This is a genomic window from uncultured Porphyromonas sp. (assembly GCF_902489635.1).
Taxonomy (GTDB): Bacteria; Bacteroidota; Bacteroidia; order Bacteroidales; family Porphyromonadaceae; genus Porphyromonas.
This window is the reverse complement of sequence record NZ_CABUAN010000031.1, coordinates 1-25,112: the sequence shown is the minus strand read 5'-3', so window position 1 is coordinate 25,112 and position 25,112 is coordinate 1. Positions and strand designations below refer to the sequence as shown.

General features: G+C 52.6%; 16 protein-coding genes and 1 riboswitch. Of the genes, 5 read left to right on the top strand and 11 right to left on the bottom strand.

All coding sequences use genetic code 11. The features are described 5' to 3' along the window. The first annotated feature begins 368 nt into the window (after nucleotides 1-368). Nucleotides 369-580, top strand: a riboswitch (cobalamin riboswitch). Nucleotides 581-761: 181 nt separating this feature from the next. Further along, nucleotides 762-1,868, top strand: coding sequence for a hypothetical protein (locus RDM37_RS06640; RefSeq protein WP_308556084.1), 1,107 nt, complete (start codon nucleotides 762-764; stop codon nucleotides 1,866-1,868). Between the two features lie 25 nt (nucleotides 1,869-1,893). Further along, complete coding sequence (locus RDM37_RS06635; RefSeq protein WP_308556082.1) at nucleotides 1,894-9,228, top strand: DUF4465 domain-containing protein; 7,335 nt, start codon at nucleotides 1,894-1,896, stop codon at nucleotides 9,226-9,228. Nucleotides 9,229-9,467: 239 nt separating this feature from the next. Here the strand turns inward: RDM37_RS06635 and RDM37_RS06630 are convergent, their stop codons facing one another. The 7 genes from RDM37_RS06630 to RDM37_RS06600 form a co-directional block, all read right to left on the bottom strand. After that, nucleotides 9,468-10,988 (bottom strand): Do family serine endopeptidase, encoded by a 1,521-nt coding sequence (locus tag RDM37_RS06630; protein ID WP_308556080.1) that lies wholly within the window; start codon nucleotides 10,986-10,988, stop codon nucleotides 9,468-9,470. Between the two features lie 281 nt (nucleotides 10,989-11,269). After that, entirely contained in the window at nucleotides 11,270-13,432 is a 2,163-nt protein-coding gene (locus RDM37_RS06625) for a SurA N-terminal domain-containing protein (RefSeq protein ID WP_308556078.1), read from the bottom strand. A 105-nt stretch (nucleotides 13,433-13,537) separates the two neighbouring features. Further along, the gene (locus tag RDM37_RS06620) at nucleotides 13,538-14,803 is read right to left on the bottom strand and encodes a hemolysin family protein (RefSeq protein ID WP_308556076.1); all 1,266 of its coding nucleotides are present in this window, start codon (nucleotides 14,801-14,803) and stop codon (nucleotides 13,538-13,540) included. A 56-nt stretch (nucleotides 14,804-14,859) separates the two neighbouring features. After that, a complete protein-coding gene (gene lptC / locus RDM37_RS06615; protein ID WP_308556074.1) occupies nucleotides 14,860-15,468 on the bottom strand; it encodes an LPS export ABC transporter periplasmic protein LptC in 609 nt (202 codons plus the stop codon). Between the two features lie 123 nt (nucleotides 15,469-15,591). Continuing rightward, on the bottom strand, nucleotides 15,592-16,962 hold the full coding sequence (locus RDM37_RS06610) for a hypothetical protein (protein ID WP_308556072.1): 1,371 nt from the start codon (nucleotides 16,960-16,962) through the stop codon (nucleotides 15,592-15,594). Nucleotides 16,963-16,985: 23 nt separating this feature from the next. After that, nucleotides 16,986-18,293, bottom strand: coding sequence for a hypothetical protein (locus tag RDM37_RS06605; RefSeq protein WP_308556070.1), 1,308 nt, complete (start codon nucleotides 18,291-18,293; stop codon nucleotides 16,986-16,988). 58 nt (nucleotides 18,294-18,351) lie between these two features. Continuing rightward, nucleotides 18,352-19,134, bottom strand: a complete 783-nt coding sequence (locus RDM37_RS06600; RefSeq protein WP_308556068.1) for a type III pantothenate kinase — start codon at nucleotides 19,132-19,134, stop codon at nucleotides 18,352-18,354. 356 nt (nucleotides 19,135-19,490) lie between these two features. On the opposite strand from RDM37_RS06600, the gene RDM37_RS06595 reads away from it, so the two are divergent. The 3 genes from RDM37_RS06595 (at nucleotide 19,491) to RDM37_RS06585 (ending at nucleotide 22,547) form a co-directional block, all read left to right on the top strand. After that, nucleotides 19,491-20,654 carry an OmpA family protein gene (locus tag RDM37_RS06595; protein WP_308556066.1) on the top strand — a complete coding sequence of 388 codons (1,164 nt, stop codon included), beginning with the start codon at nucleotides 19,491-19,493 and terminating at the stop codon, nucleotides 20,652-20,654. A 51-nt stretch (nucleotides 20,655-20,705) separates the two neighbouring features. Then, on the top strand, nucleotides 20,706-21,863 hold the full coding sequence (locus RDM37_RS06590) for an OmpA family protein (RefSeq protein WP_308556064.1): 1,158 nt from the start codon (nucleotides 20,706-20,708) through the stop codon (nucleotides 21,861-21,863). Between the two features lie 417 nt (nucleotides 21,864-22,280). After that, nucleotides 22,281-22,547: a DUF4248 domain-containing protein gene (locus RDM37_RS06585; RefSeq protein ID WP_308556062.1), complete on the top strand. Its 267-nt coding sequence runs from the start codon at nucleotides 22,281-22,283 to the stop codon at nucleotides 22,545-22,547. Nucleotides 22,548-22,787: 240 nt separating this feature from the next. Here the strand turns inward: RDM37_RS06585 and RDM37_RS06580 are convergent, their stop codons facing one another. The 4 genes from RDM37_RS06580 to RDM37_RS06565 all read right to left on the bottom strand — a co-directional run bounded on the left by RDM37_RS06580 (nucleotide 22,788) and on the right by RDM37_RS06565 (nucleotide 24,677). Continuing rightward, complete coding sequence (locus tag RDM37_RS06580) at nucleotides 22,788-23,270, bottom strand: hypothetical protein (RefSeq protein WP_308556086.1); 483 nt, start codon at nucleotides 23,268-23,270, stop codon at nucleotides 22,788-22,790. A gap of 88 nt (nucleotides 23,271-23,358) precedes the next feature. Then, nucleotides 23,359-23,571, bottom strand: coding sequence for a hypothetical protein (locus tag RDM37_RS06575; protein ID WP_299366542.1), 213 nt, complete (start codon nucleotides 23,569-23,571; stop codon nucleotides 23,359-23,361). Beyond that, complete coding sequence (locus RDM37_RS06570; protein ID WP_308556060.1) at nucleotides 23,556-24,023, bottom strand: N-acetylmuramoyl-L-alanine amidase; 468 nt, start codon at nucleotides 24,021-24,023, stop codon at nucleotides 23,556-23,558. Before RDM37_RS06570 ends, RDM37_RS06575 begins: the two co-directional genes overlap by 16 nt. A gap of 132 nt (nucleotides 24,024-24,155) precedes the next feature. Continuing rightward, nucleotides 24,156-24,677 (bottom strand): HU family DNA-binding protein, encoded by a 522-nt coding sequence (locus RDM37_RS06565; protein ID WP_308556058.1) that lies wholly within the window; start codon nucleotides 24,675-24,677, stop codon nucleotides 24,156-24,158. Between the last annotated feature and the right edge of the window lie 435 nt (nucleotides 24,678-25,112).

Genomic DNA, 25,112 nt, shown 5'->3' with positions numbered 1-25,112 from the left:
ATATCTTTACAGGGAAATTCGTCCGATTCCCTCCTTTCTCGAATATCCACGTGGGGAATCTCAAATCTCCACGTGGATATTTTTCTTTTTCCACGTGGGCGTCAAACAATTCCTCCGAAGTTTCATTTGATTCTTCCGAAGTTTCATTTGATTCCTCCGAAGAATTTTTTATTCTCCACCTGGATATTTCGAAATATCCACGTGGAAATCACTTTTCCCCGACACGGCGCCGTTTCGATATGTAGTCAGTTCTAAATTATTGTAGTGAGCTGGCATCAACTTTTCCCAACCAGCCCTGACGATCTTGCTAAGCTGTTCCCTTTTTCACTACCTTTGCTGGTGATTGTGGTTAGTGGATAGGCATACCGCTCACTACACCTATGCGAGGTGTAGCGTATGTCACGCCACTCTAAGAGGGAATCAGGTGTAAGTCCTGAGCAAACCCGTTGCTGTAAAGCTCACCAAAGGCTAATGTGTCATCGACTTGATGAAGCCACTGCCCCGCTAATGTTACTAGGGGTGGGAAGGAGACACCTGAGCGAGCTAAGCCAGAAGACCTGCCACGATCCTTTTTCGATCAGTCTGCAACGTGGACTTTGCAGTACGATACGCTTCTGGCGAGGGGCATTCATACGCCCTTGGCTCCAGATGACTAGGAAGGATGCTACTAGTCTGTGGCTCGTTGAGCCGTTAAGTCGTTGAGTCGTAGAGTCTACCATGCGGTACTGAGACAGTATCTTGAATCCCCTAGACTCTATGATATGAGACATATCTACTCGCTTGTACTGCACATCCTCACCGGTCTACTCCTCCTAGGTGTGGCGACACTCTCTGCTCAGGAGAGTCGCATCACGGAGGTGGTCGCTTACCACCCGGCTCCCGGACAATTTATGGGGAGCAAAGTGATGGCGAGCGAGGGCGTATCAACTTATCAAGAGCTACTCGACAAAGCGCAGCAGCGCCTGGTCAAGGAGGGGAGCTTCCTCTCCCTCGGTGGGTGGGGCGGCTACATCATCGTACGCATCCAGCCCGCATTGGTCAATCAGCCCAACCAAGCAGACTTTGCGATACTGGGCAATGCTTTCATCGGTAATGCGGAGCCAGGCATCATCTATGTGAGCCAAGATGCCAATGGCAACGGACTAGCGGACGACCCGTGGTACCGCATCCGTGGCAGCGAAGACTATCGGAGCAACCTAGACTACACAATCACCTACTATAAGCCAAAAGACCCATACAACGACCCCGTCGCTTGGAGCGACTCGGAGGGTGACTCGGGACTTATACCGCGTAATAAGTACCACAAGACAAACAGCTACTACCCGCTCTGGGAGGGTGACAAAGTATCCTTCACGGGGGTCCTCCTACCAGATTGTATGAAGCAAGAGCATGAGGGGGGCCTCTGGCAGTCGCAGCCTTACGCTTATGGTTATGCAGACAATCACCCTAACGACTCCCCAGGTAGCCACATTGATATAGACAGCGCGGTCAATGCCGCGGGTGAGCTGGTGCACCTAGAGCGTATCGACTTCCTCAAGGTACAGACGGGTGTCCACCAGCAGACCGATGAGACGGGCGAAGTATCGACCGAGTTTGCGGGCATCAAGCCTCTCGCCCAGGGCTCCGGCATCACTTCCCCCACTGCAACGCCCGCCGTGCGTCTCTCCAGTAGCGACAACCAGCTACAGATCGAGAGCGAGGTAACGGGTACACTATACCTATATAATATAGATGGGCAACTGATCCTGACGCATCCGCTCTCTGTGGGGCGCGCTATGGTCACTCTGCCCGCTATGAACGATTGCTATGTCGCACTCTTGCGCCTAGAGGACGGAGCTACGACATCTTATCGTATATGCAGACAATAACAAACTATATATTCACTCAATTACTATGCAAAGAACAGTAACGACAACGCTCCTACTACTCTGCTGGTTACTCCTGCCACCGATCGTGTGGGGACAAGAGGACAACACGCTCTTGATGCCCACCTCGACCTATGGTAACGAGCATAAGGTAGGAGACACCCCGCTGATCCTCTACGATAGTGGAGGAGCCGACGGCAATGCTTTGGCAAGCGAGACGGGCAAGATCGTCTTCACGCCAGAGCAAGCTGGCAAATGTATCGAGATAGAGATACAGGAGCTTGCCTTAGACAATCAAGACGAGCTTTACATCCTCGAGGGTGCAGCACCTTTCACTAGTTGGTCTTCGCCTAACGAGAAATTAATTATTAGGAAGTTTACCAAGGCGGATAGACCAACGCTGCCCCTTAAGCTTCGCGCCAGTGACAAGTCCGGTCAGATAACGATCGGCAGCAAGACGAAGGCTAATCCAGGTGCCGGCTTTAAGATCATCGTACGTACGGTCGATCAGCCTGCGATCCGGGTTGCCTCTATCCTTGAGAACAAGAGCGCTAGCCACGACCCTTACATCGGTGAGCAGTCGCTCATCGTCTCTAACCTCAAGATTACAACCGAGGGACTAGCCAAGGCTCCCCAGCTGACGGCTCTGCACTATAAGCTCAGCGAGACAAAGCCGAGCGACATCACGGCGATATACCTCTACGAGGCAAACCGCCGTAAGCCCAAACAGCTAGACGCTGACAAGCTACTCGGCAAGACGACTGAAGTCTCTGCCGAGGGTACGATCACACTCTCTAAGGAGTACACGCTCTCTGAGCCTAACTATGATCTAGTTCTGGTCGTTGACCTCAAGAGCGACGTGGCGGCTGGTAGCCGTATCGATATCGCTACGACGAAGCTGACGACGACTCTGGGCGATCACGCCGTAACGCTCCAAGAGCCTAAGACGCTCACCGTAGAGGATGCTTATGCACTCGCTAAGACTCCGAAAACCTATACCATAGGTGATAAGTCGCTGACACTATACGACGATGGCGGTAAGTATGAGCCGATCAGTGAGAAGTTTGACGGATACGCTGCCTTCAAGCCGGAGACTACCGGCAAGGTGATTCAGGTAGACTTTACGAAGCTAGATCTCTTTAGCTACTCTTCTATTAGTCTTGCTGACTTCGTTGAGGTGTACAATGGCTCAGAAGTTAACGCAGACAACCTCATCATCAAGCTCAACAAGGAGAAGGCTTACAAGGCAACTTCAACAGCTCCTGACGGAAGTCTGACGATCCGTCTCGTAACGAATACGGGGACTCCCAAGGCTGGCTTTGAGGCTCTGGTCTCTCAGATCGATCCAGTGCCGATGGTGGTTGACTCGCTCTCGGGTAGAACCATCGAGGTCGATACCTTTGCGATGCCCATCAATGCAGGCATCCAGAAGGTCGGTATGGTTGCCTTCACGCTCGTTGCTAAGGGAACCAAAGACCCTGTCACACTGCAGCGTCTAGACCTGAGCTCTATCAGCAAGACGACAGATGTGGCTCAGGTGGCTCTCTACTACAGCCCTATCGTAGATGACTTTACGAAGGCTAAGGAGATCGCTCGCTGGGACTTTGCCGAGGCACTCACCGCCACACTCCCCACGCCTCAAGCACTGCGCGAGGGGGCTAACCACTTCTACCTAGCTGTAGATCTCCAGGAGACTGCTCACAAGGGCAATAAGGTTAACCTCTCCATTGACAAGCTCCACCTCTCAGCAGGCGAGAAAACGCTTCCCGAGAAGGAGCGCACCCGCACGGAGGCTCTAGAGGTAATGAATAAGATGGTGCTCACCCTCGGTAAGCATCATGTCAAGGTGTACGAGCCTTGGGACTTTATGCCTCAGCTCAAGCACAGCCTTACCACGGGATATGACACCGACGCAGGCGAGCGTAGCGTCACCTTTGAGGCGACCGCTCCAGACAACGTCATCCAGCTAGACATCAACGAGTGGGACTTCTACTTCTCCTCTTGGGGTAGCAAGCCTACGCTTCGGATCTATGACGGCGAGGATGCCACGGCTCCTCTGCTCTTTGAGCTAAAGCCCAATCGGGAAGCCTTCAAGACGAAACCTGCCGACTACATCCGCTCTACGCAGAAGGCTCTGACCTTTGTCTTTGATGCTAAAGGTGCTTCCGGCTCGCTAGGCTGGCGTGGTCAGGTCAAGCAGTACCTGCCACAGGATATGAAGGTTGACTCAGCCGCTGCAAAGCAGCTCGAGCTACCCTTCATCGCTGTCGGCTCTGAGCAGAACCAAGTTTTAGCTCTTGACATACATACGATCGGTGACCGCAAGCCAATCCACATGGACGGGCTCACGGTGGACCTCAAGGGTGGCGCACCTCAGATCGAGCGCGTAGCTCTCTACGCCGCTACGGCTGAGGGTACGCTCGATGCGAACAAGCTCATCGCTGCTGCTCAGGTAGAGCCAACGATGCGAAGCGTAGACTTACCGACCGACTCACTGCAGAAGTACGGCACGCTGAGGGAGTTTGCCAATAGCTACATCCTCGCACTAGACATTCGCAAGGATGCTCCAGCAGTTGACAGCATAGACGTGGCTATCACCAAGCTAACTGTCTCTGGTAAGCCTATTGACGTTCGCAACGCTGATCCTAAGGGATCGTACAAGCTGGTCAACATCTTCAACCACCCATCATCGGGCGACAATAAGGTGGTGACCGTCACCACGCCCCTATCGTACTACGACGAGGGCGGTCCCGATGGCAAGGTGCTCAAGAACATAGGGTCGTACGTGACCTTCCTCCCAGCCCACGAAGGCGAGGTGGTAACTCTCACGATCGACTCAATAAATCTAAGAAGTGCCACCTTCGGTATCTACTCAGGACGTGACCACACGGTCAAGAGCAAGCTGCTCTCCACAGGTGACAACAATATACTCAAGCAGACTGGTGTCAGGACCTTTGTCTCGCAAGAGCAGGACGGCTCGCTGACAGTCTACTATAAGAGTTCAAATGAATACGCTTACGGCTGGGCTGCTCGTGTAGAGAGCGTCAAGCCTCGCGACCTCTTCGTCGAGAAGGTCTCCGCCACGGCTCTCCCCGCAGACAAGCAGGGCGTACTCTCGGGTAGCTCACTGCCCGCTGTACGCATCGACCTAACCACCGCTGGTGAAAGAGGCAAGACGACCCTCGAGAAGCTACAGCTAGAGATCTCTAGCGAAGGCATCGAGGAGCTCGCACTCTACGCTACGGGAGCCATCAGTGAGTTTGACGAAGCTCATCTGATAGCAACGACCAAGCCACAAGCTACGCAGACGGAGGTCATCTTTAAGCTTGACCCCGCCGAAACGCTGACGCTACCCCGCACGCAGTACTACTGGGTCAAGGCTCAGCTCGCTGGCGACCTCAAGGCAGGCACACCTATCTCAGTCTCTGCCAAGAGTGTGACCATCGGAGGTACCAAGTACGATGTGAAGCAGGAGCAGCCCTTTGACACGAAGACGCGCCAGGGCGGACTACAAGGCACGCTCCGTGTTGGCTCTAGCAGTGCCGCCACTTACAAGAGTCTAGCTGTAGCCGCTAAGGATCTAACCAAGCAGGGCGTCTCTGGTGCTGTCACCGTAGAGGTGGAGCCTGGTGAGTATCCTGAGACAGTTCTCCTAGAGCATGTCCCCGGAGCCTCTGCCAAGAACAGCATCACCATCGTTGGTCTCGGCAACTCTCGTGACGAGGTCGTTATCTCTGCCAATGGCTACAATAAGCCTACGGGACCAAATGCTTATCGTGAGTATTATGGTGTGATGACCGTACGCAATACCCCCTACGTGACGCTGCGCAATATGACGATTCACTCGACGGACCTCGGATTCCCAACGATGGTCTACGTTCAGGAGAACTCGTCGCACTTCACGATGGACAATTGCCACGTCTACACCAAGAACACGAGCAATATGAACTACAACATGTCTCCACACCTTGTCAAGATAGAGGCAGCCAGCAATCCACACGCACAGAGCTGTGATGTCTTGGTTGAGAACTCGCTCTTTGAGGGTGGACACATTGCTCTACAGATTGGAGGTACCAGTACTGTAGCCAACCCCGTAGGCAAGGGCTACACGGTGCGCAACAACCGCTTCGTAGATCATAGTGGCAAGGCAATCTATGTCATTCGTTCCTCCGAAGTCCTTATCGAGGGCAACGAGATGGTACAGCAGATCGCTCCTCAGAGGGAGTACATCGGTATTGATGCGACCTTCCACACAGATGCCAAGGTCATAGGCAATGACTTTGACCTGACACAGCCCGAGGCCTATAAACTCAGTTCACTACACGGCATCTCTGTCCGTGAGGTGCAGGGCGAGGGGCTACTCGTTGCCAACAATGTGATCCGCATCACGCGTGGCTCTTCTGATAGCCGTGCCTTTAAGGCGAGCAACGTTACGGGACTGAACTTTGTCTTCAACACCGCTATAGCTCGTGACGGCAAGAGTACAGCACTCCTTATGCTCAACGGCGATATCTCTTCGTCTCAGCTCTCAGACAACATCCTGCAGAACCGAGACGGTGGAGGCATCCTCTTTAGCAATCAACCGCTCCCCAACAAGCAGCTCACTTGCGACCGCAATGCGCTCTACACCTCTGACAGCAAGGGCGTACTCATTACCGCTAAGGGTAAGAAGTACGACGCAACCAACTATCAGGAGGCGACAAAGAGCACAGCATCCAAGGTCGTAGAGGTAGCCTTCGTCTCTGACAAGGTACTCTACCCGAAGGATATGACCGTACTACCACAGGGTGCTCCGCACGCTGCTGTCACGACGGACATCCTCGGCACTGCTCGTGACAATGAGCATCCGACTGTCGGTGCTTACGAGCAGGATCCTAATGTAACTGACGAGGCTCCTAAGCTCATCAACAAGCAGGTAGTTCGTGCGCTACATCAGTCCGCTACGATTTCTGTCGAGCCAGACCAAATGACCGACGTCTACCTGATGACGATTGCAAAGGGCGAGGAGGCTACGACAGCTCCAGATGCCGCTACGATACGAGACAAGGGCAGACACTTCACCGCTCTTGGCAAGCGTGCGACTGAGTTTACCATCATGGGGCTAGAGCCTGAGACCACTTATGAGGTCTATGGACTCCTCCACGGTACGCTCAATAATAAGGATGCCGAGCCTGAGCTCCTCTTCACCTTTACTACTACCTATATGCCTACGCGAGTGGCTACCTTTGAGAAGGACAACCGCACCATAGAGGGTGATGTCGTCTACTCAGGGACCAATAGCTTCGCAGGAGTCAAGGTTGTCGAGGACTTCACCCGCTCACTCAATCAGATTGCTGAGATGGCGGGCGACAAGGTGACCATCACCGTGACCAACTCTAAGAGCAAGATACCACAGCGAGGCTTCTCGCTTATGGCTGACCGCCCCGTCTATATGCGCATCGATGGTGGTACGCGTATCACGCTCCCCGCTACTGAGCAGGAGTGGGCTTACGTAGACCTGGCTCAGAGAGGCGACATCCGTGAGGTGACCCTCGAGAGCCGTGGCAAGCTATGGATCGATGACTACAACGGCGATGCCCTCGCTATGCAGCTCGCTATCGCTCCCGTAAGCATCAATCTCGGGCAGCAGGCTCAGCTGACGGCTCAGGTGATCCGTGGCGTAGCGCCTTATAGCTACGAGTGGTCACAAGGCGACTCACTGCAGACTGTCTCCGTAGCTCCTACGCAGACGACACGCTACAGTGTCACTGTGACGGACGCTGCTGGTAGCCAAGTCACTGAGAGCGTCTATGTCTACGTCAATGGTCTACACGGTGAGGCTATGGTGGCAACCTTTGAGGAGCAGCCACTCGCTAGCGAAGAGCCTTACAATCAGAAGGCTCCATTCGGTAGCGGTTCGTTTGCTTTCTCCAACAGCTACAATGCTGAGTGGAATAGCTGGAGCGGCTTTGCCCTAGCAGCTAGTGCCGATACGACCTACACGGGCGACTTGACGCAACAATACAACAACGTCGTCGGTGGTGGTCAGGAGCTGGAGGGTAAGTCCAAGCAGTATGCCGTGGCTTACTGCCCAGGTGACAATCCAGCATGGGGTACCTACAACCCCGTCGTCACGGTCATGCCTAGCAGCGACCGCAAGGTGCAGCTCGAGGGTGTCTATCTGACCAACACCGCGTGGGTCAAGAGCTTTGCCACCCAGGGCGATAAGAACTACGGTCGTCCCGCCTTTGAGGAGGGCAGCTTCTTTATCGTGACTATCACGGCTGACAATGGTAAGAAGGTCGAGGTACCACTCATCGACTATCGCAATAAGAAGCGCGAAGTGGTCAACGACTGGAAGTGGGTCGACCTCTCCTCTCTCGGTGAGGTCAAGACGCTTAAGTTCTCCATCCTGTCGAGCGACAGCTATGCGCCTAGCTACTTTGCGATGGACAACCTGCACATTAAGCAGGATGCCTCTGCAAAGCCCGCCAAGGAGCAGATAGCACTCGAGGTGATGGCAACGACCGAAACGACAGCGCAGGTACGCTGGCAGGCACTCCCCACGCAGGTGAGCTACACCGTAAGCTATCGTCCTGCAGGTGCTGACGCTAGTGCGACGCAGACGATGCGCCTCGATCCTACGCAGCAGCTCCGCTCACTAGAGCTTCGTGACGGTTACGTCTACACCACCCTCGAGGGTCTACAGATGGGTACACGCTATGAGGTCACCGTCGAGGCGACCATCATGCCCGCTCTGCAGACGGTCGCTCAGGGTAAGACCACCTTCACGACTCAGGCTATCGATGGTAAGCTAGATGCTAAGCTCGTAGCAGGCTCACTGCAGGCTCAGAGCTTCTCTATCTCCTTTGCTACGATTGCCAAGGCTGAGAGCTATATGGTCGAGCTGGCTAAGGTGGACAAGGAGGGTAATACTAAGGCTGTCGATATCATCAGCATCGCTGCTGACGGCTCGCCTCTAGGCGAACTCTCTCCACTCCAGGCTCCGCCCACGCTACAAGATGGTCGCATCACGCTACCGTTCGTTGACCTCAGCGAGCAGACCGCTTACCGTGTGACCGTCACAGCGCGTCAGGGCGAGACGAGACTCTGCTCTGAGCAGCTCATCATCGTCACCCCACAGGCAACTGCTATCGACGCTATCAACGGCGAGACCGCACGTGTCATAGCTACCCCCGAGGGTATCCTCGTGCTGGGTCTACAGGGTGCGACCATCGAGCTCTACACAGCTAGCGGTGCTCAGGTAGGTCACTACCAGATCACTGAGCCTGAGCAGCTCATCGCTGAGCCATTCCAGTCTGGTGTCTACGTCGTCGCAGCCCACAAGGCGGGCGAGGTACGCACCTTCCGACTGATCCTCTAGCGACTTCACAGCTACAGGCTCCGACGGAGAGCATCCTCTGACAAGCGGAGCCTGAGCTTCACAACATGCGTAGCCCCACTCGGTCATCGTGCCGGGTGGGGCTACTGCTTTGAGACTATTGACTTTTGCAACAGTCTCACACGGCTCTAAGGGGCAAAAAAATACGGGCGACCCGTTAGGATCGCCCGTACTCTAGGAGCGTATGGCTCTGCTTAAGCCAATTGCTACATCTCTGTAGACTAGCTCAGGTCGATAGCGTAGTACTTCATAGAGCCTCCAGGATAGAAGCCCTTGACTAGTATCGCTTTGTCACCACGACGGGTCTTCTGAGCTGCATCGACCAGCTTGCGTGCTGCCGAAACACTGCGTACAGCCTTATTATTGATCGAGAGGATGATAAAGCCCTCCTTGATACCAGCCTCTTGGAGCTTCCCTTTGCCTACCTTGACGACCTCCAGGCCATAGCTGACGCCTTGCTTGCGTAGCTGATCGCCCGAGATCTCGCGCAGGGTGGCTCCGAGGAGGCTACTGCTGTCTCTCTTAACGATCTCGGTGCTGCCCTCATCGTTTTTGAGCGTAACCTTGAAGTCTCGCTTAGTGCCCTTACGGTCTACCGTGACGACGATGGTGTCGCCAGGACGGCAACGTCCGATGCGCTCTTGTAGCTCACCCATATCGGTGATCTTATTGCCATCGATGCCTACGATGACGTCACCCTCCTCGATGCCAGCAGCGTAAGCTGCACTGACCTCTGAGAACTCGTTGACGTAGACACCCTGAGAGACCTTGAGGTTCTTCTCCTTTTTGACATCCTCATTGACCGTTCCTCCGATGATGCCTAGGACAGCGCGCTGCACGGAGCCGTACTTCTTGAGGTCGCTAACGATCTTGGCAGCGGTATTGATGGGGACAGCAAAGGAGTAGCCTGAGTAGTTGCCTGTCTCGGAGAAGATCATGGTGTTGATACCGATGAGTCGTCCCTGAGCATCTACAAGAGCACCGCCACTGTTACCGCGATTTACGGCAGCGTCCGTCTGTATGTAGCGAGCTATCTGTGCCGTGCCTTGAGGACCCTCGACAGCGGTGCTACGCGCCTTGGCACTGATGATACCAGCGGTGACGGTGCCTGTCAGGTTAAAGGGGTTGCCCACGGCCAGTACCCACTCACCGAGCTGGATCTTGTCACTATCGCCAAAGGGAATGGTGGGCAGATCCTTAGCATTGACCTTGAGCAGGGCAATGTCTACGGTGGGGTCGGACCCGATGAACTTGGCGTCAAAGGAGCGACCATCGTTGAGGGAGACGGAGATGCTCTTAGCCCCCTCGACTACGTGATTGTTGGTGATAATGTATCCGTCGGTGCTGATGATGACCCCAGAGCCGAAGCTGGTGACGGTGCGTGACTGCGGACGATCGAAGCCTCGTCCCCCGCCAAAGAAAAACTCGAAAGGATCTATATAGTCGATGGTCTGCTCGCCCTCTACCTTGATGTGTACGACCGCTTGTACTGCTAGCTCAGCCGCGGGAGAGAGGTCGGGGGCGTTGCCTACGGTACGGCTGGAGGTGAGCTCGTAGTCGGATTGTAGGAAGCCGTAGTCGTTTTCTGAGCTAGGGTAGTTGCTCTGGCCTAGGATGGAGTAGGAAGAGCCGTCTGCAGATGTTGCACTTCTGAGGGTGGCACGTACTACCCCCCACGAGACGAAACCACTGACGAGGGCTATGCCTAGCGTCAGGAGTGCGTATTTGAGATATTTGTTCATAGTATTAAGGTTATACTTCTTGCTAATAGATTGATCGGATAGTCCTCAAGAGCGGGCTTATAGTTGCTTGCGCCCAAGAGGGTTTATATCCATTAGACGTTTGAAGTGGCGAAATGTTGCATTAGGAGTGTCTATAAATAGAGACTGTTGACTTTTGCAACAGTCTCAAATAAGCTTTACCACAGAAATGATAAGAGAAGACGCACACCCGCTCGTATGCCGGTGTGCGTCTACTATAACTGATGAAAGCGTATCTAAGCGACGCTTATCTATCGAGAGTCTTACCAGAAGCGATAACGAGTGTCCTCAAAATGAGTCTGCCTGATGAGCTCATTCATAGCTCTGGATGCCATCTGCTGTCCATAGGAGCGACGCTTCTGAGCCGTAGCTGCAGGTGAGGGCTTCGTGACAGAGGCGTCTACATTCTCCGAGATAGGCTGTAGCACAACCACCTCCGTACCAGCACGGAATGGTGCTGAGAGCTGACCGACAGCCGTCGTCATAGCCTTGCCCACGAGTGCTGAGGGCGTATTGGGAGAGGAGACGTAGCTGATGTTGTAGAGTGTGTCTACGCTCGACTGCATCTCTGTAGCGTAGCTGTCGAGGCTGTTTAGCTTCTTGCCTGCTAGGTTGGAGGCGAGCTGATCGCCACGCTGCTCCATCAGGACGCGGTCACGTACTTGATCAGCTACCTGCTCGAAGGGCTGGAAGCCGGCGGGGTACTTTGTCTCGACCTGAGCTACGACTAGGTAGTCGTTGTTGCCACAGCGGAAGATCTTGTCTGATACAGTGCCGGCCTTAGAGCGTAGTGCCCAGCTGACGATCTCACGAGAGTTAGGAACCGATGCGAGAGCTGCTGAGAAGCTATTGATATACTCACCACGTACCACGGATAGGCCAGCCTTCTGAGCATCATCCATCATCTGGTCAAACTTCTTGTCGCCACTAAAGATCTCGTTGATCTTAGCTTGCTCCGTACGGAAGGTCTCCTCGGAGAAGTTGATGGGCACGGTGAGCTGTGCGACCTTGTAGTGATTGACAGATGCCGAGGGGGCCGTCTTACGGACGAGACATGTAGTGCCTTGTATCTCCAACTTGACAAACTGATTGATAGGAGTCTTGTTTAGTGTGTCTAGCCCCATCCCGAAGAGCGCTGCCTCGGTGAAAGTGCTGTCGGGCATTCCCGTATAGCGGTCCTGATTGATGAGGTAGCCACCATTTGCCTTGGTCTGCTCATCCATAGCGTAAGTTGCTACAACCTGAGCCAGCGTAGCAGATCCACTCTGGAGAGCTGCCATCAGGCTATCAGCCTTCGGTGCATTGATCGTGTCAAGTGGAATCAGATTGACCTTAACGTCCTCGGGAGCCTGCTTGCGGTCGATGAGCTTGATGAGTGTGTAGCTGTCGTTGACAATGACTGGCTCATTGACACTACCTATCGCGCCCTCGCGAAGCATAGTCATAGCGTTGGGTAGGGTGGAGAGGGACTGCTCTAGCTCCTTGTCTGTGAGGTAGGTCTCGAGGGCAACACCATTCTCATAGTTGCGTACCACCTTATCGGGTGTCGTCGTAGCTAGGAGCAGTACGCGAGCGGAGTCTACCTCAGCCTTGGCAACTGCATAGTCAGCCTCGCTAGGACGTACTAGGATGCTGTAGTAGTTGACCTTAGCCTGCTCAAGGGGAGTCGCAAATAGCTGCTTGTGGCTATCGTAGTAAGCCTTGACCTGCTGGTCTGTGACTTTGACCTGATCATTGGGCAGGATGGTGCTCGGTGTGCGTACGACAGCAACGGTACGTGTGCCTAGCCCTGTGGTGTACTTCTCGTCGAGCGAGTTGATGGCGTAGCTACGGGTGAGCAGTGCATTGACCTTCTCAGAGAGTCGCTGCGTGCGGATCTGCTTCTCTGTCTCTAGCCACTGATTGCGTACAGAGAGCATCATGCTCTGCTGCTCAGCTGGGAGGCTCTTGATCTTGTTCAGATCCAGCTCACTCATGATGCTCCGAATCTGCTCAGGATTGCCCATGTCTACTCCAAACTGTGAGAAGAACTGTGCGGCCCACTGAGACGTAGGTAGCCCCTCACCAAAGATGAGCGCAGAGACTTCTGCTGGGGTGACACGTATACCGATCGCTTTAGCCTCCTGCTCTAGGGCGTATTCGGCTATGAGCTCCTGTGCTAGCTGGTTGCTGATCTGCACACGATCTTGATCCGTTAGCTTGCCTTGGCGCTGGCGCTCGTATGGCTCTGTGCGCTCGGTGAGAAGCTGCTGGTACTCATCGTACTTGACCTTCTTGTCGTCAATCTTGAGAGCGACCATCTTGTTGTCCTGAAGCAGTGATGAGCCTGATCGTAGACCATCACCGATGATAAATGCTAAGAGTGCGACACCTACTACGATGATGAGCAGGCCGGCACGATTTCTGATTTTCTGTAGCGTAGCCATTATATAGTACTATCTGTTTTTTCTTCTCTATGAATCGGGCTTCCAGCTATCCTCAGTGAGAATGCGAAAGCTATCTAGGTGGCAAAGGTAGTTAAAATTCAGTTATCAGAGGTCTTTCCACATCTTCACAAGTTCTATACGTGTATCTGTCGACTTGATAATGTCAAATTGTAGCTTGCCTATCACGATCTGCTCACCTGGCACAGGAATGCGCTCGAGGTGGCTGATAATAAGTCCGGCGATGGTGATATACTCATCGCTCGTGGGGAGTGCTAGCTGCCACTGCTCGTTGGCATCGTCTATCTCTAGTCGCCCGCTGAAGGTGTAGGATCCATCTGCGTTGTGCTTAGAGACGATTTTGTTTTGATCATGCTCGTCCTCGATGTCGCCAAAGATCTCCTCGACGAGATCCTCGAGGGTAATTAGTCCAGAGGTGCCTCCTAGCTCGTCGATAACGATCGCGATAGACTTCTTGCGCTGCATGAGGATCCCCATGAGCTTCTGCCCATTCATACTCTCTGGGACAAAGACGACGGTGCGTATACGAGCCTGCCAGTCAGGTCCTTTGAACATCTCGGCCGAGTGAATGTAACCGAGGACATTGTCAATGTTTTCTCTATAGACGATGATCTTGGTCAGTCCAGTAGAGATAAAGAGAGAGGTGAGCGTCTCCGCATCTGTGCCGATGTCACAAGAGACGATCTCATTACGAGGTATCATGCAGTCTCGCACCTGTGTGGTGGAGAAGTCGATGGCGTTTTGAATGATCTTGACCTCGGTGTCGAGATCGCTAGAGCCCTCTCCGCTTTGGCTCATATTGAGGTAGTTGTCTAGGTCTAGAGTCGTGAGCTTGGGGTGCTCTTCAGTGGCTGGCATGGCATCTTTGGGCAGTAGTAGCATAAAGAGCTTCGAGAGCCCTGTGGAGAAGAGCGTGATCGGGTAGAGGAGTATGTGAAAGAATCCTGATGGCAGAGCCTTGCGATACATCTGCTGGTTGGGATTCATACGATTACGCGCTTTGGGCAGATACTCCCCGAAGATAACGATGATAAAGGTAGAGACAAGCGAATTGACCGTGATCTGAAAGACTGCATTGCTACTAATGGGAGCCAGTAGAGGCGCAAAGAGTCTCGTCATGACCATACCGTAGATGACCAGTACAATGTTGTTGCCTACGAGTAGGGTGGTGATAAAGCGGTCGGGACGACGATAGAGCATCGAGAGTGTACGCCCTATGACGCCCCCTCGCTTAGAGTCGAGCTTGAGACGCAGACGATCTGCCGAGAGGTAGGCGATCTCAGTCCCCGAGAAGAATCCCGAGAGGAGTAACAGTAGGACTATGTAGATCAGTAGCCAAATCGTGTCAGCCATGGAGTAGATGCTTCATACGTTTGCAAAGATAGTAGAAATCTAGGGATCACGACTCGCTACTCGCTCATTTCTGGGTCGTCCTCTACGAGCATCTGACCACTGCTCCCGTGGAAGGTGTAACGTGTGAACTGCTCATCGCTCTCGAAGTTGCACCCCTTGATCTTTCGCTCTGGGGAGTCTATCCATACACTATCTGGGGTGTAGATGCGCTTCTCCTCCTGATCCCAATAGAGGAGGTGGGAGTAAAAGCGTGAGCCTGCACGGTTGCGTACGTTGATCTCACCATGTAGCTCCCACAGCTTACGATCTGTCCAGTAAAAAGCGGAGTCAGCCTCTACAAAGACGGTCGTGCTATCCTGCTCGTCAAATTGCTCTGTGTAGAGCCCATGAGGGAAGTACCAGTGCGCCTCTCGACCCACTTTGTCGTTCTTGTTGTACACATACCACTCAGGCGTAATCAGCCTGTACTGTGTGATGCCTGAGTCGGCAACGAGTGCTCGCACATCTCGGGTGTACATCGAGTAGGCGGTCTCAGGGTCTAGCCCTACGTCAGAGAGTGGTGGTGGATCCTTGCGCTGACAACTAGTCACAGCGAGCAGAGCCACAGCTAGTAAGCTGAAGCATAGTAAGAGCATCTGTCGGCTCTGAGTCTGGCGTCTGGTCATCTGCGAATAAAAAGCTAGCAGGTCAGCCAGCTTAGCGAACGCATAGCGTCTCACTAGCTGGCTGACCCATTTATATTCATGAAGTCTACTGAGGTAGATCCATAAGGTTTGTCAGATGCACTCTTAGCGAATGCGTGTAGACTCTCCGATCCAGCCACCTACGTAGAAGGAGTCTCCCACGTTCAGGTTAGGCTCGAAGAAGATTTCCTGCTGAGAGGGCAGATAGCTTGAGTACTGACTGATGAGTCTACCAGCCTCACCGGATACGCTACTGTCTATGCTGCGAGCTCTCTGTAGCTTGTCGATAGCAAGCCCGTACACAAGACGCTGTCTGAGAGGATCATTGGGGAAGATGCTCTTAGCAGAGGCTGCATACATCTGTGCGATCAAGATAAGCGGTGCTCCAAAAGAAGGATTGGCAGCCATAGCTTTGTTGCAGTATTGACGTGCCGAAGCGTAGCTGTGTGCCTTCATATCGATGACACCGAGCGTGTAGTAAATTGTAGCTTGGAGACGCTTGTCAGAGGTGAGCGAAACGGCATCGTTGAGGTACTGCTTAGCTTGGCTCATTTGGCCCTTATTGATACAATCAGAAGCTAGTCCCATAGCAGCTGCCGCTGTTGGCTTGATGTTGTATAGGTAGCGGCTTGCGGTAGCGTAGAGAGGGCTGTTCTCGCACTTGGCGTAGCGAAACATATCGAGCATCGCCTGAAGATACTTGACGTTGTCCTTGTTCTTCTCAAGGCCATCACCATAGATCTTGATCAGCATATTGCAGTCAGCTAGACCGCTTGTGGCGAATAGCTCGTCGAGCTGTCCCTTGAGCTTTTGTATGTTTTGTAGCTTGACCGTATCGCCAGCTTCAGTGAGGGCATCGACATCGTTCTGTAGGATGCCATTACCAGTCATATAGTCGTCGACATAATGCTCGTGCCAGTCAGGGTTGCCGATGGCTTTATTCATAGAGGCGAAGACAAAGAAGTATACCAACTGGCTCTCGGTCTCTTCACCCATCTCCTCGACGACAGGCTTGGCCCATTCGTAGATCTTGTCGTAGCTAGCCTTGTCACCATAGAGGCGCAGGTAGTCGTTGATCTTAGCGGTGGTTATATAGTCCTTACCATACTTAGGGTCGTCGCCAAAGTACTTGATACGCATATCGTATAGCTTGAGGAGCTTCTCGATAGCGTCTTGACGAGCAGCGTCATCTTCGGCCTTCTCGATCTTCCAGTTCATGATCTGCACTCCGTAGAGGTAGATGTTCTTTGTCGATCCAGGGCACTTTTCTAGAGCCTCAAGCCAAAATGGGTAGGCTTCCTTAAAGTTATTCCCCTTGACATAAGAGGTGAAGAGGCTAATGTTCTGTCGGCACTGAATGCTGTCATCCCCAGAGCCAAAAGGAGTACCCGTCTCCACACCAGTCTGAGCCCCGAGCGTTAGCGAAGTAGCTAGGAGGACTAGTATAGGGGTTAATAGATTCTTCAGTTTCATCATTATCGGTATGTACAAAAGGTTTTTTAATCGAGTTTGATGGGCTTGAACCATGCTTCGTTAAAGCGTAGTGCTACACCCAGCGTCAGATAGTGCTCCGCGAGTCCTGTACGACTGGAGGGACGTAGGTAGGAGTATCCGAGAGTTACGTCTACGTGCGATCTCTTGTCCACGAGTGGTAGTCCGAGTCCCAGATTAGCTCCTATCTGGTAGTAGGAGTTGTAGCCCCCTAGGCTGTTGGGGATACGTAGGTATGCATTCTCACCTTGCAGACCGGCGCGATAAGCTATACGCTGGCCGTAGTGTGAGGAGCGATCATTAGGTACCCACGACATGCCTAGAGCCACTTGCCACTGGTCTACCCCCTGGTAGTCTAGTGATTGGTTATTGGCTAGAGCTTCGCCCCATCTGCTATATTTGACATCCGCCCCAGCGATAAGTTTATTCTCTATTTGGTATGCTATACCAGCGCTGGCCACGTGTGGACGGGCAAAGAGCGACTTGCTAGAGATCGTGTCGGTACGGATGACCTGAGCTCCTGACCCTGTTATAGCCTCTGTCTGGAGAGATAGCTGTCGGCTCCACATGGGTAGCTTAGGCTCGTAGGTCAGACCGATATTGATCTGATGTCCCTCTGCAGAGAGCGGTATAATGCCCTGAGTACCGATACGTACACCCACAGAGCGGATGCGTAGGTGGTCGAGGAAGGTCGGGTTAAGACTCTCCTTAATATCGTATGTGATGCGACGCTCATGCTGTAGATTGCCAAAGAGGTAGGAGGCGTTGACACCGAGCGACCAGTAGGGGAGGACTTTCCACGCAAAGCCTAGATAGACCTCCTGAAGGTTGCCCTGCCCCTTGTAAGCGTGCGCAGCGTAGTGATCCTGGACACCTGGTACGGGCACCTTCGTGCCGTAGCGATAGCCGACGGTCGAGTAGGGGACGAGTCCGGCACTGGCGGCAAAGTGCTTGCCCAGTGGTATCAGAGCCGTAGCGTAGTCAAAGTTGCCCACCATACGTGTATCCCGCTTTCCCGCCTCGGTGAGCATATTCATACCCATAGAGAGCCCGAAGTCAAAGAGGAAGGTCATCGTGTCGACCGCCGTGTAAGAAGCGGGGTTCGCCGGGTTGATGATCATATTGTCTCGTATAGCAGTAGTCAGTCCGCCCATTCCTCTGAGGGCATGGGGCGTCTGCTTGTCCAGTCTGCCTAAGCCGAAGCGACTGTAGGGAGACTCAGTAGTATTACTCTGAGCGGAGAGAGCGACTGGTAGCAAGAGAATAGTCGCTAAGAGCGTCAGTATGGTAGTGGTACGTGCTATGTATCGAGACATATATGCTGTCATTATATAATAAGGAGTGACATCTGTGACCATCGCAAGTCACGGATAACTAACTATCACAGGAACGTGCTACTTGATATTGTAGTATATCCCGTAGCCCCTGTTCCACTAAGTTTGTCTCTACAAAGGTCGGATATTTTAGCCACTTGACAAAATCTTCAGCATATCCTCCCGTGATCCATACCTCTAGAGTAGGGTAGTGCCGGCGTAGAGTCTCTATATAGGAGTCTATCTCGTGTACGATGCTTCGTGCCACGCCGAGCCATATCGCTTGATCCGTCTGCTCGCCTAGCTCTTGCTGCCACAGATCTAGATGTGTCTGGATGTCAGCCCATGGCACACGCGGTAGCCGAGCCGTGTAGTCGTGTAGTGCTTGTAGTCGTAGCTCAGGCCCGGGTGATATGTTGCCACCCATGTAGCGTCTCTCGGGTAGGAGCAGATCGTAGGTGATTGCAGTGCCTATGTCGACGATTAGAGATGGAGCCGTGGTGAGGCGTGCTACCCCGACGACGCTGGCTATGCGGTCTACGCCTAGGCTCTGCCTGTCGTACTGTATCTCAGCTAGCGGTAGCGGAGTCTCTGCGTCGAGGGTGACAAAGAGTTGGCAGATGCTTTTGATGGAGTCAAGCCAAGGAGCTTCTCTCTTTCCCACCGAGCTGTAGATAGCGTGGAGGGGCTCTGCAGGTAGCTGGTAACTAGATATCAGCTCTAGTATCTGGTCACTAGTAGGAGGCTCGGCGTAGAGTCGTGTAGGGTAGAGCTGCTCGTCGGTCGCTAGTGCGATCTTGAGGCGACTATTGCCCTGATCTATGAGAAGGTATGTGGGAGACATGAGGTCATGTGCTACTGCTTGGCCCACAAAGGTACGGATTTTAGAGGTTAGAGATTAGATAGCTCCGATCACTCCGATCACTCTGACGCCTCTAGCCAACAGCCAACGGCTAACAGCCAACAGCCAACAGCTAACAGCTAATCTGTGGCATCAGAGGCTAAGCTGTAGGGTCGCCTTAGAAGCCTTTAGGGGAGAAAAAAATCTTCTAATCCGTCCTCCATTTGGTTAAGTCAATAAATAATACTACTTTTGCAGTGTATTACGTGCCTAAGGGTACCGATCTTCGAGTGCGAAGAATACGCTAAGACACACTAAACTAATCAGAAAACAAACCAGTAACAAGATAAAGTATAACTATGAAAGTAAAGCTCTTTCTGATCTCCCTCTTGTTGGGAGTAACGACTCTAACGCTGAGTGCTCAGGAGACTGTAGCACCTCAAGCTGGCACAAAGCCTGTCTACAAGACAACCTTTGAGCGCGGTGCAGCATCAGATCATTGGTTCCTAACACTACAGGGTGGTGTAGGAGCTCAGTTCCTACAAGGCAATGAGGAGAAGCCCTTTATGGATCGCCTCCAGATGTCTTACTCGCTCTCTCTGGGCAAGTATCACACCCCCTCTTTTGCTACGCGCCTCAATCTAGTTGGAGCACAGGCTCACACCTACTATAAGGTAGGCAACGATGTGAAGAACTACGAGACAAGCTTCGTAGGTGCTCACTACGACTTCATGTTTGACATCATCAACCACTTCAGCCGTTACAACGCTAAGCGTGTCTTCCACATCATCCCATTTGCAGGTGTGGGTTACAACATGAAGTTCAACAAGGCCTTTGAGGATCTCCATCACACGGCAGCTATCGACGCAGGTCTACAGCTTCAGTTCCGTCTAGGACGTCGTGCTGATCTCGTTATCGAGGGTAAGGCTATCTACAACAACTTCAACTTTGACTACAGCACATGCCCCAAGATTGATGCATGGAATCCCGAGGCTTTCAACGGTCTTTACGGAGCCCTCACAGCAGGTCTTAACTTCCGCATGGGTGGTGTTGAGTGGACAGAGGTTGTCCCCATGGACTACAACCTAATCAACGACCTCAATGGTCAGATCAGCTCACTACGTGCTCAGAATGCTGAGCTCAGCAAGCGTCCTGTATCTTGCCCTGAGTGCCCAGAGGTAACTCCGCAGACCACTACGAAGGAGGTTATGTCTGACAAGACGATCCTCTTCAAGTTCGATAGCTCACGCATCGACAAGAATCAGATGATCACGCTCTACAACGTCAGCGAGTATGTCAAGGCAAACAATACGCCAATCCTAGTCATCGGTTACGCCGACACAACTGGCGATGCCAACTACAACCTAGGTCTATCAGAGCGTCGTGCTAAGGCTGTCGCAAATGCCCTCATCAATGACTTCGGCGTATCTGCTGATATGATCACCACTCAGTGGGAGGGTGCTACAGACAAGCTGTTTGATACGAAGGCTTGGAACCGTGTTGTCATCATCCGCTCTAAGTAAGTCGTATAGCTCACTCAAATCATCAATCTACGAATTAAACACACTAGAAATATGAAAGCAAAAGTATTTATGCTATCACTCGTTGTCGCACTGACAGCTTTCGTGGCTCAGGCTCAGGAGGCTCAGGAGGTCGACAACCGCCCCGCATACAAGACGGAGTTTGAGCAAGACCCTGCTGCTCATTGGTTCATCGAGCTACACGGAGGTGCTGCTATGCTACCTTTTGGCAACAAGGCTAATAAGGACGCTGAGTTTGTAGACCGCATCTCGCCCATCGCCAGCCTTTCGTTCGGCCGTTGGCACTCTCCATACTTTGCTACCCGCCTACGCGGCTATGCATGGAATGTATATAGCTTTGAGAAGCCCGCTAACGATCTCGTTCGCTATCAGAACGTCTTCGGAGCTGCTTCACTAGAGTTTATGTTTGACCTAGTCAACTACTTCGCTCCATACAGAGAGAATCGTGTTTTCCACCTCGTTCCCTTCGTTGGTCTAGGTGGTCACATGAAGTTCTACTCTGCAGACGATAAGAGCGGTGACAAGATCGGTGGTGAGAATGAAATCAGCGGTCTCCTCAATGGTGGTCTCGCTCTCAAGTTCCGTCTAGGCAAGCGCGTCGACCTCAACCTCGAGGGTCAGATGATGGTCTCTAAGAACAACTTCCAGGGTACTCATACAGTACATGAGCCTGCAGACGTTACAGCTCTTGTATCAGCTGGTCTAACCTTCAAGCTCGGTCGTGTAGCCTTCCAGCCTATCACTCCTATGGACTATGACCTAGTCAATGACCTCAATGGCCAGATCAGCTCGCTACGTGCTCAGAATGCTGAGCTCAGCAAGCGTCCTGTATCTTGCCCTGAGTGCCCAGAGGCTGCTCCTGCTACCAAGCCTGTTATCGAGAACGTTGTAGCCTTCCGTATCGGCAGTGCTAAGATCGACAAGAACCAGATGATCAACGTATACAACTCTGCTGAGTCTGCTAAGGCAAATGGTGGCAAGATCTACATCGTCGGCTATGCTGATGAGCAGACTGGTAATGCCAACATCAACATGACTCTCTCTCAGCGTCGTGCAGAGGCTGTCAAGAACGCTCTCATAAACAACTATGGTGTCAGTGCAGACAATATCGTCATTGACTTCAAGGGCGACACTGTACAGCCATTTGCTACAAACGAGTGGAACCGCGTTGCTATCATCGACATCAAGTAAGCGACTGCAACGACAGCTATACCTAACATCGTCATGGCTAAACTCTTTTCTAGATAAAGCCTGAGATGTAGAGGTACAAGTATCTGAATATAAAGAGAGGTGGTGACCGACTTGGTTACTGCCTCTCTTTTTTTTGTGCGCGCGGCATGAGACTCGCTAAGTTGAGGAGACTTGCGAAAAAGGCTTTGCTGAGACTGTTGCAAAAGTCAACAGTCTCCGTATGTGACCAAAGCCGAATCCCGAGAGCAACAGAGCGGTTCGCCTTTATGCAACAATCTCGAAATAGGGTTGTCTAGATGTTGTCCTGATCTCTCCATTTTGGGTACCTTTGTGGTGACGGCCGAGGCGTCGAAAAACAGGTACGCGCTTCCGTCGGCAAAATTGTTATACTTACTTCATTTATCTACTTAATCGACTATGTCACAGAGTCCACAAGATGAGTCGTACCTCTTTTTGGTACGCTCTTATGGCGTGCAGGAGCTCGCCATCCGTTACTTCCCCGATGTCATACCCGCTAGTGCTACGCGCCACCTGACCCGCTTGATACGAGGCGATAGTGAGCTACTCGACAAGCTTACGCAGATAGGCTATAAGCGAGGCTGTCGCATCTATACGCCCGCCATGGTGCATCTGATCGTGCGCTACTTAGGTTTGCCGCAGCACTATATCTTTGCAGAGGAGTGATCCTGTGGAGACTGTTGCAAAAGTCAACAGTCTCACAATCTTGCAAGCAAGGTCGTGAGCCCTGTTGACTTTTGCAACCGTCTCTACTTGTTCATATGGCAGAGCCTAGAGGCTAAGCTCTGCACCCACGATCTCTTGCCCGAGATCTTTATGAGACTGTTGCATAAAGGCGCATCGCTGTGTTGCTCTCGGGATTCGGCTTCGGTCACATACGGAGGTATGTGAGCTTCAGACCTCACCCTAAGCGCCTTGCGCTTCATCCTTTCTGCAAAGTCTAGACAATCTTGCTCGCAAGGTTGTGAGACTGTTGACTTTTGCAACAGTCTCCTTTATGCGCCATACGAGCGTAGCGGCTACGATGAGCAGGAGCAAGCCGAAGATAATCCAGTAGGTGATGCGACCTGTGGATGGCTGCTTCGTCACGAGCTCCTGTTGACGTTCGCTTTGCTGCTGTGCTACACGCTCTAGCGTAGTACGCTGCTGCGCTACGCTATCTCGCTCCTGGACGACACGTCGCCGAGCACGCAGGTAGCGCACTGTCGATTGCTCAGGCCACTTCGCACCCAGTAGCGAGTCGCCCGTGAGTCGCGCGACCTCGCCCGGTGGCATGATCGTGTCTACTAGGAGCAGCTCCCACTCCTCTAGTGAGCTGTCACGGTTACGTTGCGTAGCATCACGCACCGCCAGCTCACTATGGTGCTGTGACTGCTCTAGTGACTCCACACTGGAGCGGTGTCGCCTGCTGCCACAACTAACTAGGAGACTGGCGGTGAGGATGAGAGCGAGTACCGTTGACTTTTGCAACAGTCTCTTACTGCCTCGCATGGTACTTGTACTTATAGTCTAGCCCGAGGAGCGCACCCGCGAAGGTCATCACCTCACCATAGGCAACCAGCACGGAGCTGTCGATGACTCCCAGTGGAGGAACTGTAAAGCCCGCCACGAGGAGTCCGATGCCAGAGACTGAGAGGAGTACCGCTAGGTATAGCTGCTTATGTCCTTGGGGTCTTATCGTTTGTGCCATAGGGATAGATACTCTTTGAATGCATCAAAACAAGGACACGCCTTCATCCACTCGTGCGGCTCTACGACGCCGTTGTGGTTGAGGTCGGGACTCAGGTCCCTATGTCCTACGATCCGTGCGTGCGGATGTATAGCGATCAGTGTCTGGAGTAGCTTAAGCATAGCGGCACGCTGCTCCGGGGTACGTGTATCCCAGGGTGTGCCGTCGGGTCTCAGTCCGCCTTCGTAGCATACGCCTAGGCTACACTGGTTGTAGCCGATAGCATGCGCCCCAGGCATGGAGGGCGGTCTCATCGATTCGATCACACCGGCACGTGTGATGTAAAAGTGGTATCCCGCCATGGCAAAGCCTCTGGCGCGGTGATCTTGATCCAGCTGCCAAGCGCTGTAAGTCATATTGCTGCGTGTAGCACTGCAGTGTATGACGATATATTTGATGTCGTTTGGTGTCATAGTAATAGTGATTTAAGAGGTTAGAGGTTAGAAGTTAGAGATCGGAGCACTAGTGTTTCTAGTGAAGCTAGTGCCACTAGGGTCTAACCTCTAACTTCTAAAATCTAACCTCTAACTTCTAAGTTCTAACTTCTATATCCCGATATTCTCTTCGTTTTGGTTAGAGCCGCCACCCGTCTCGTTGCCAGGGGTAGGCTTGCTAGGATCAGAGCCCTCGCCTGAAGGTTTGTTCGGTTTATTGGTCGACTCGGTAGATAGATCGGCGGGGTCACTCTTGCGGTAGCTCGCAGTGGTCATCTTGTGACGGATCTGTGCGCCAGGGACGAAGATCACCCTATTGCCGTGGATCATCTCCCGCTTAAACTCCTCGGGCTTATCACACGACTTGCTGCGCAGAGTTGCTCTAAAGCGACCTAGATCGCCTAGATCCACGATACGTCCATTAGACAGCTCCATAGAGAGCAGCATCGAGACCGTGTTCATGACGCTGAGCACATCGCCCACAGAGATTGCAGAGATCTGTGAGACCATCTGAGCGATGTCAGCTTGTGAGGTGACGCCGTCGTACTTAGCCTGTGCGTAGTACTTGGTCTCTAGAGAGTCTGGGGTTGCACCTTTTCGATTGATTTGCTGGATAGCATACTTGATTGCCATAGTAGATTATTTTTTTGAGTTGATAAATTTAGTTTGCCATCCTCAGAGCCTGTCGTAGCTGCGCTAGAGATCTCCTATATATAATAGGTGTCGTGGAGCATGCCGGCAATTGCTTCGAGATACGACTCAGTGTCGTGACCGCTATCCATAGGAGCTATGTAGAGCACGATTTTTCTCTACTGGCTGGATCTCTATGACGAGCGTGCGATAGTATCTCTGAGAAGACAATGCAAAGGTACAATACCGACTGAGGGGTGCCTGCTGTCAATGTCCTCGAGCGTACCTCTCGTGCTCTAAGAGGATCGCAAACGCTCCATAATGTATCGAGCGAAGCACACGCTCAGACGATCTGATACTGTTGCAAAAAGGATGAAGCGCAAGGCGCTGAGGGTGAGGTCTGAAGGGAGCATACCTCCGTATGTGACCGAAGCCGAA

What these genes read in the sequence shown, in the direction of transcription:
- RDM37_RS06640 (WP_308556084.1), top strand. Translation starts at nt 762, where the DNA reads ATGAGACATATCTACTCGCTTGTACTGCACATCCTCACCGGTCTACTC.
- RDM37_RS06635 (WP_308556082.1), top strand. Translation starts at nt 1,894, where the DNA reads ATGCAAAGAACAGTAACGACAACGCTCCTACTACTCTGCTGGTTACTC.
- RDM37_RS06630 (WP_308556080.1), bottom strand. Translation starts at nt 10,988, where the DNA reads ATGAACAAATATCTCAAATACGCACTCCTGACGCTAGGCATAGCCCTC.
- RDM37_RS06625 (WP_308556078.1), bottom strand. Translation starts at nt 13,432, where the DNA reads ATGGCTACGCTACAGAAAATCAGAAATCGTGCCGGCCTGCTCATCATC.
- RDM37_RS06620 (WP_308556076.1), bottom strand. Translation starts at nt 14,803, where the DNA reads ATGGCTGACACGATTTGGCTACTGATCTACATAGTCCTACTGTTACTC.
- lptC (WP_308556074.1), bottom strand. Translation starts at nt 15,468, where the DNA reads ATGACCAGACGCCAGACTCAGAGCCGACAGATGCTCTTACTATGCTTC.
- RDM37_RS06610 (WP_308556072.1), bottom strand. Translation starts at nt 16,962, where the DNA reads ATGATGAAACTGAAGAATCTATTAACCCCTATACTAGTCCTCCTAGCT.
- RDM37_RS06605 (WP_308556070.1), bottom strand. Translation starts at nt 18,293, where the DNA reads ATGTCTCGATACATAGCACGTACCACTACCATACTGACGCTCTTAGCG.
- RDM37_RS06600 (WP_308556068.1), bottom strand. Translation starts at nt 19,134, where the DNA reads ATGTCTCCCACATACCTTCTCATAGATCAGGGCAATAGTCGCCTCAAG.
- RDM37_RS06595 (WP_308556066.1), top strand. Translation starts at nt 19,491, where the DNA reads ATGAAAGTAAAGCTCTTTCTGATCTCCCTCTTGTTGGGAGTAACGACT.
- RDM37_RS06590 (WP_308556064.1), top strand. Translation starts at nt 20,706, where the DNA reads ATGAAAGCAAAAGTATTTATGCTATCACTCGTTGTCGCACTGACAGCT.
- RDM37_RS06585 (WP_308556062.1), top strand. Translation starts at nt 22,281, where the DNA reads ATGTCACAGAGTCCACAAGATGAGTCGTACCTCTTTTTGGTACGCTCT.
- RDM37_RS06575 (WP_299366542.1), bottom strand. Translation starts at nt 23,571, where the DNA reads ATGGCACAAACGATAAGACCCCAAGGACATAAGCAGCTATACCTAGCG.
- RDM37_RS06570 (WP_308556060.1), bottom strand. Translation starts at nt 24,023, where the DNA reads ATGACACCAAACGACATCAAATATATCGTCATACACTGCAGTGCTACA.
- RDM37_RS06565 (WP_308556058.1), bottom strand. Translation starts at nt 24,677, where the DNA reads ATGGCAATCAAGTATGCTATCCAGCAAATCAATCGAAAAGGTGCAACC.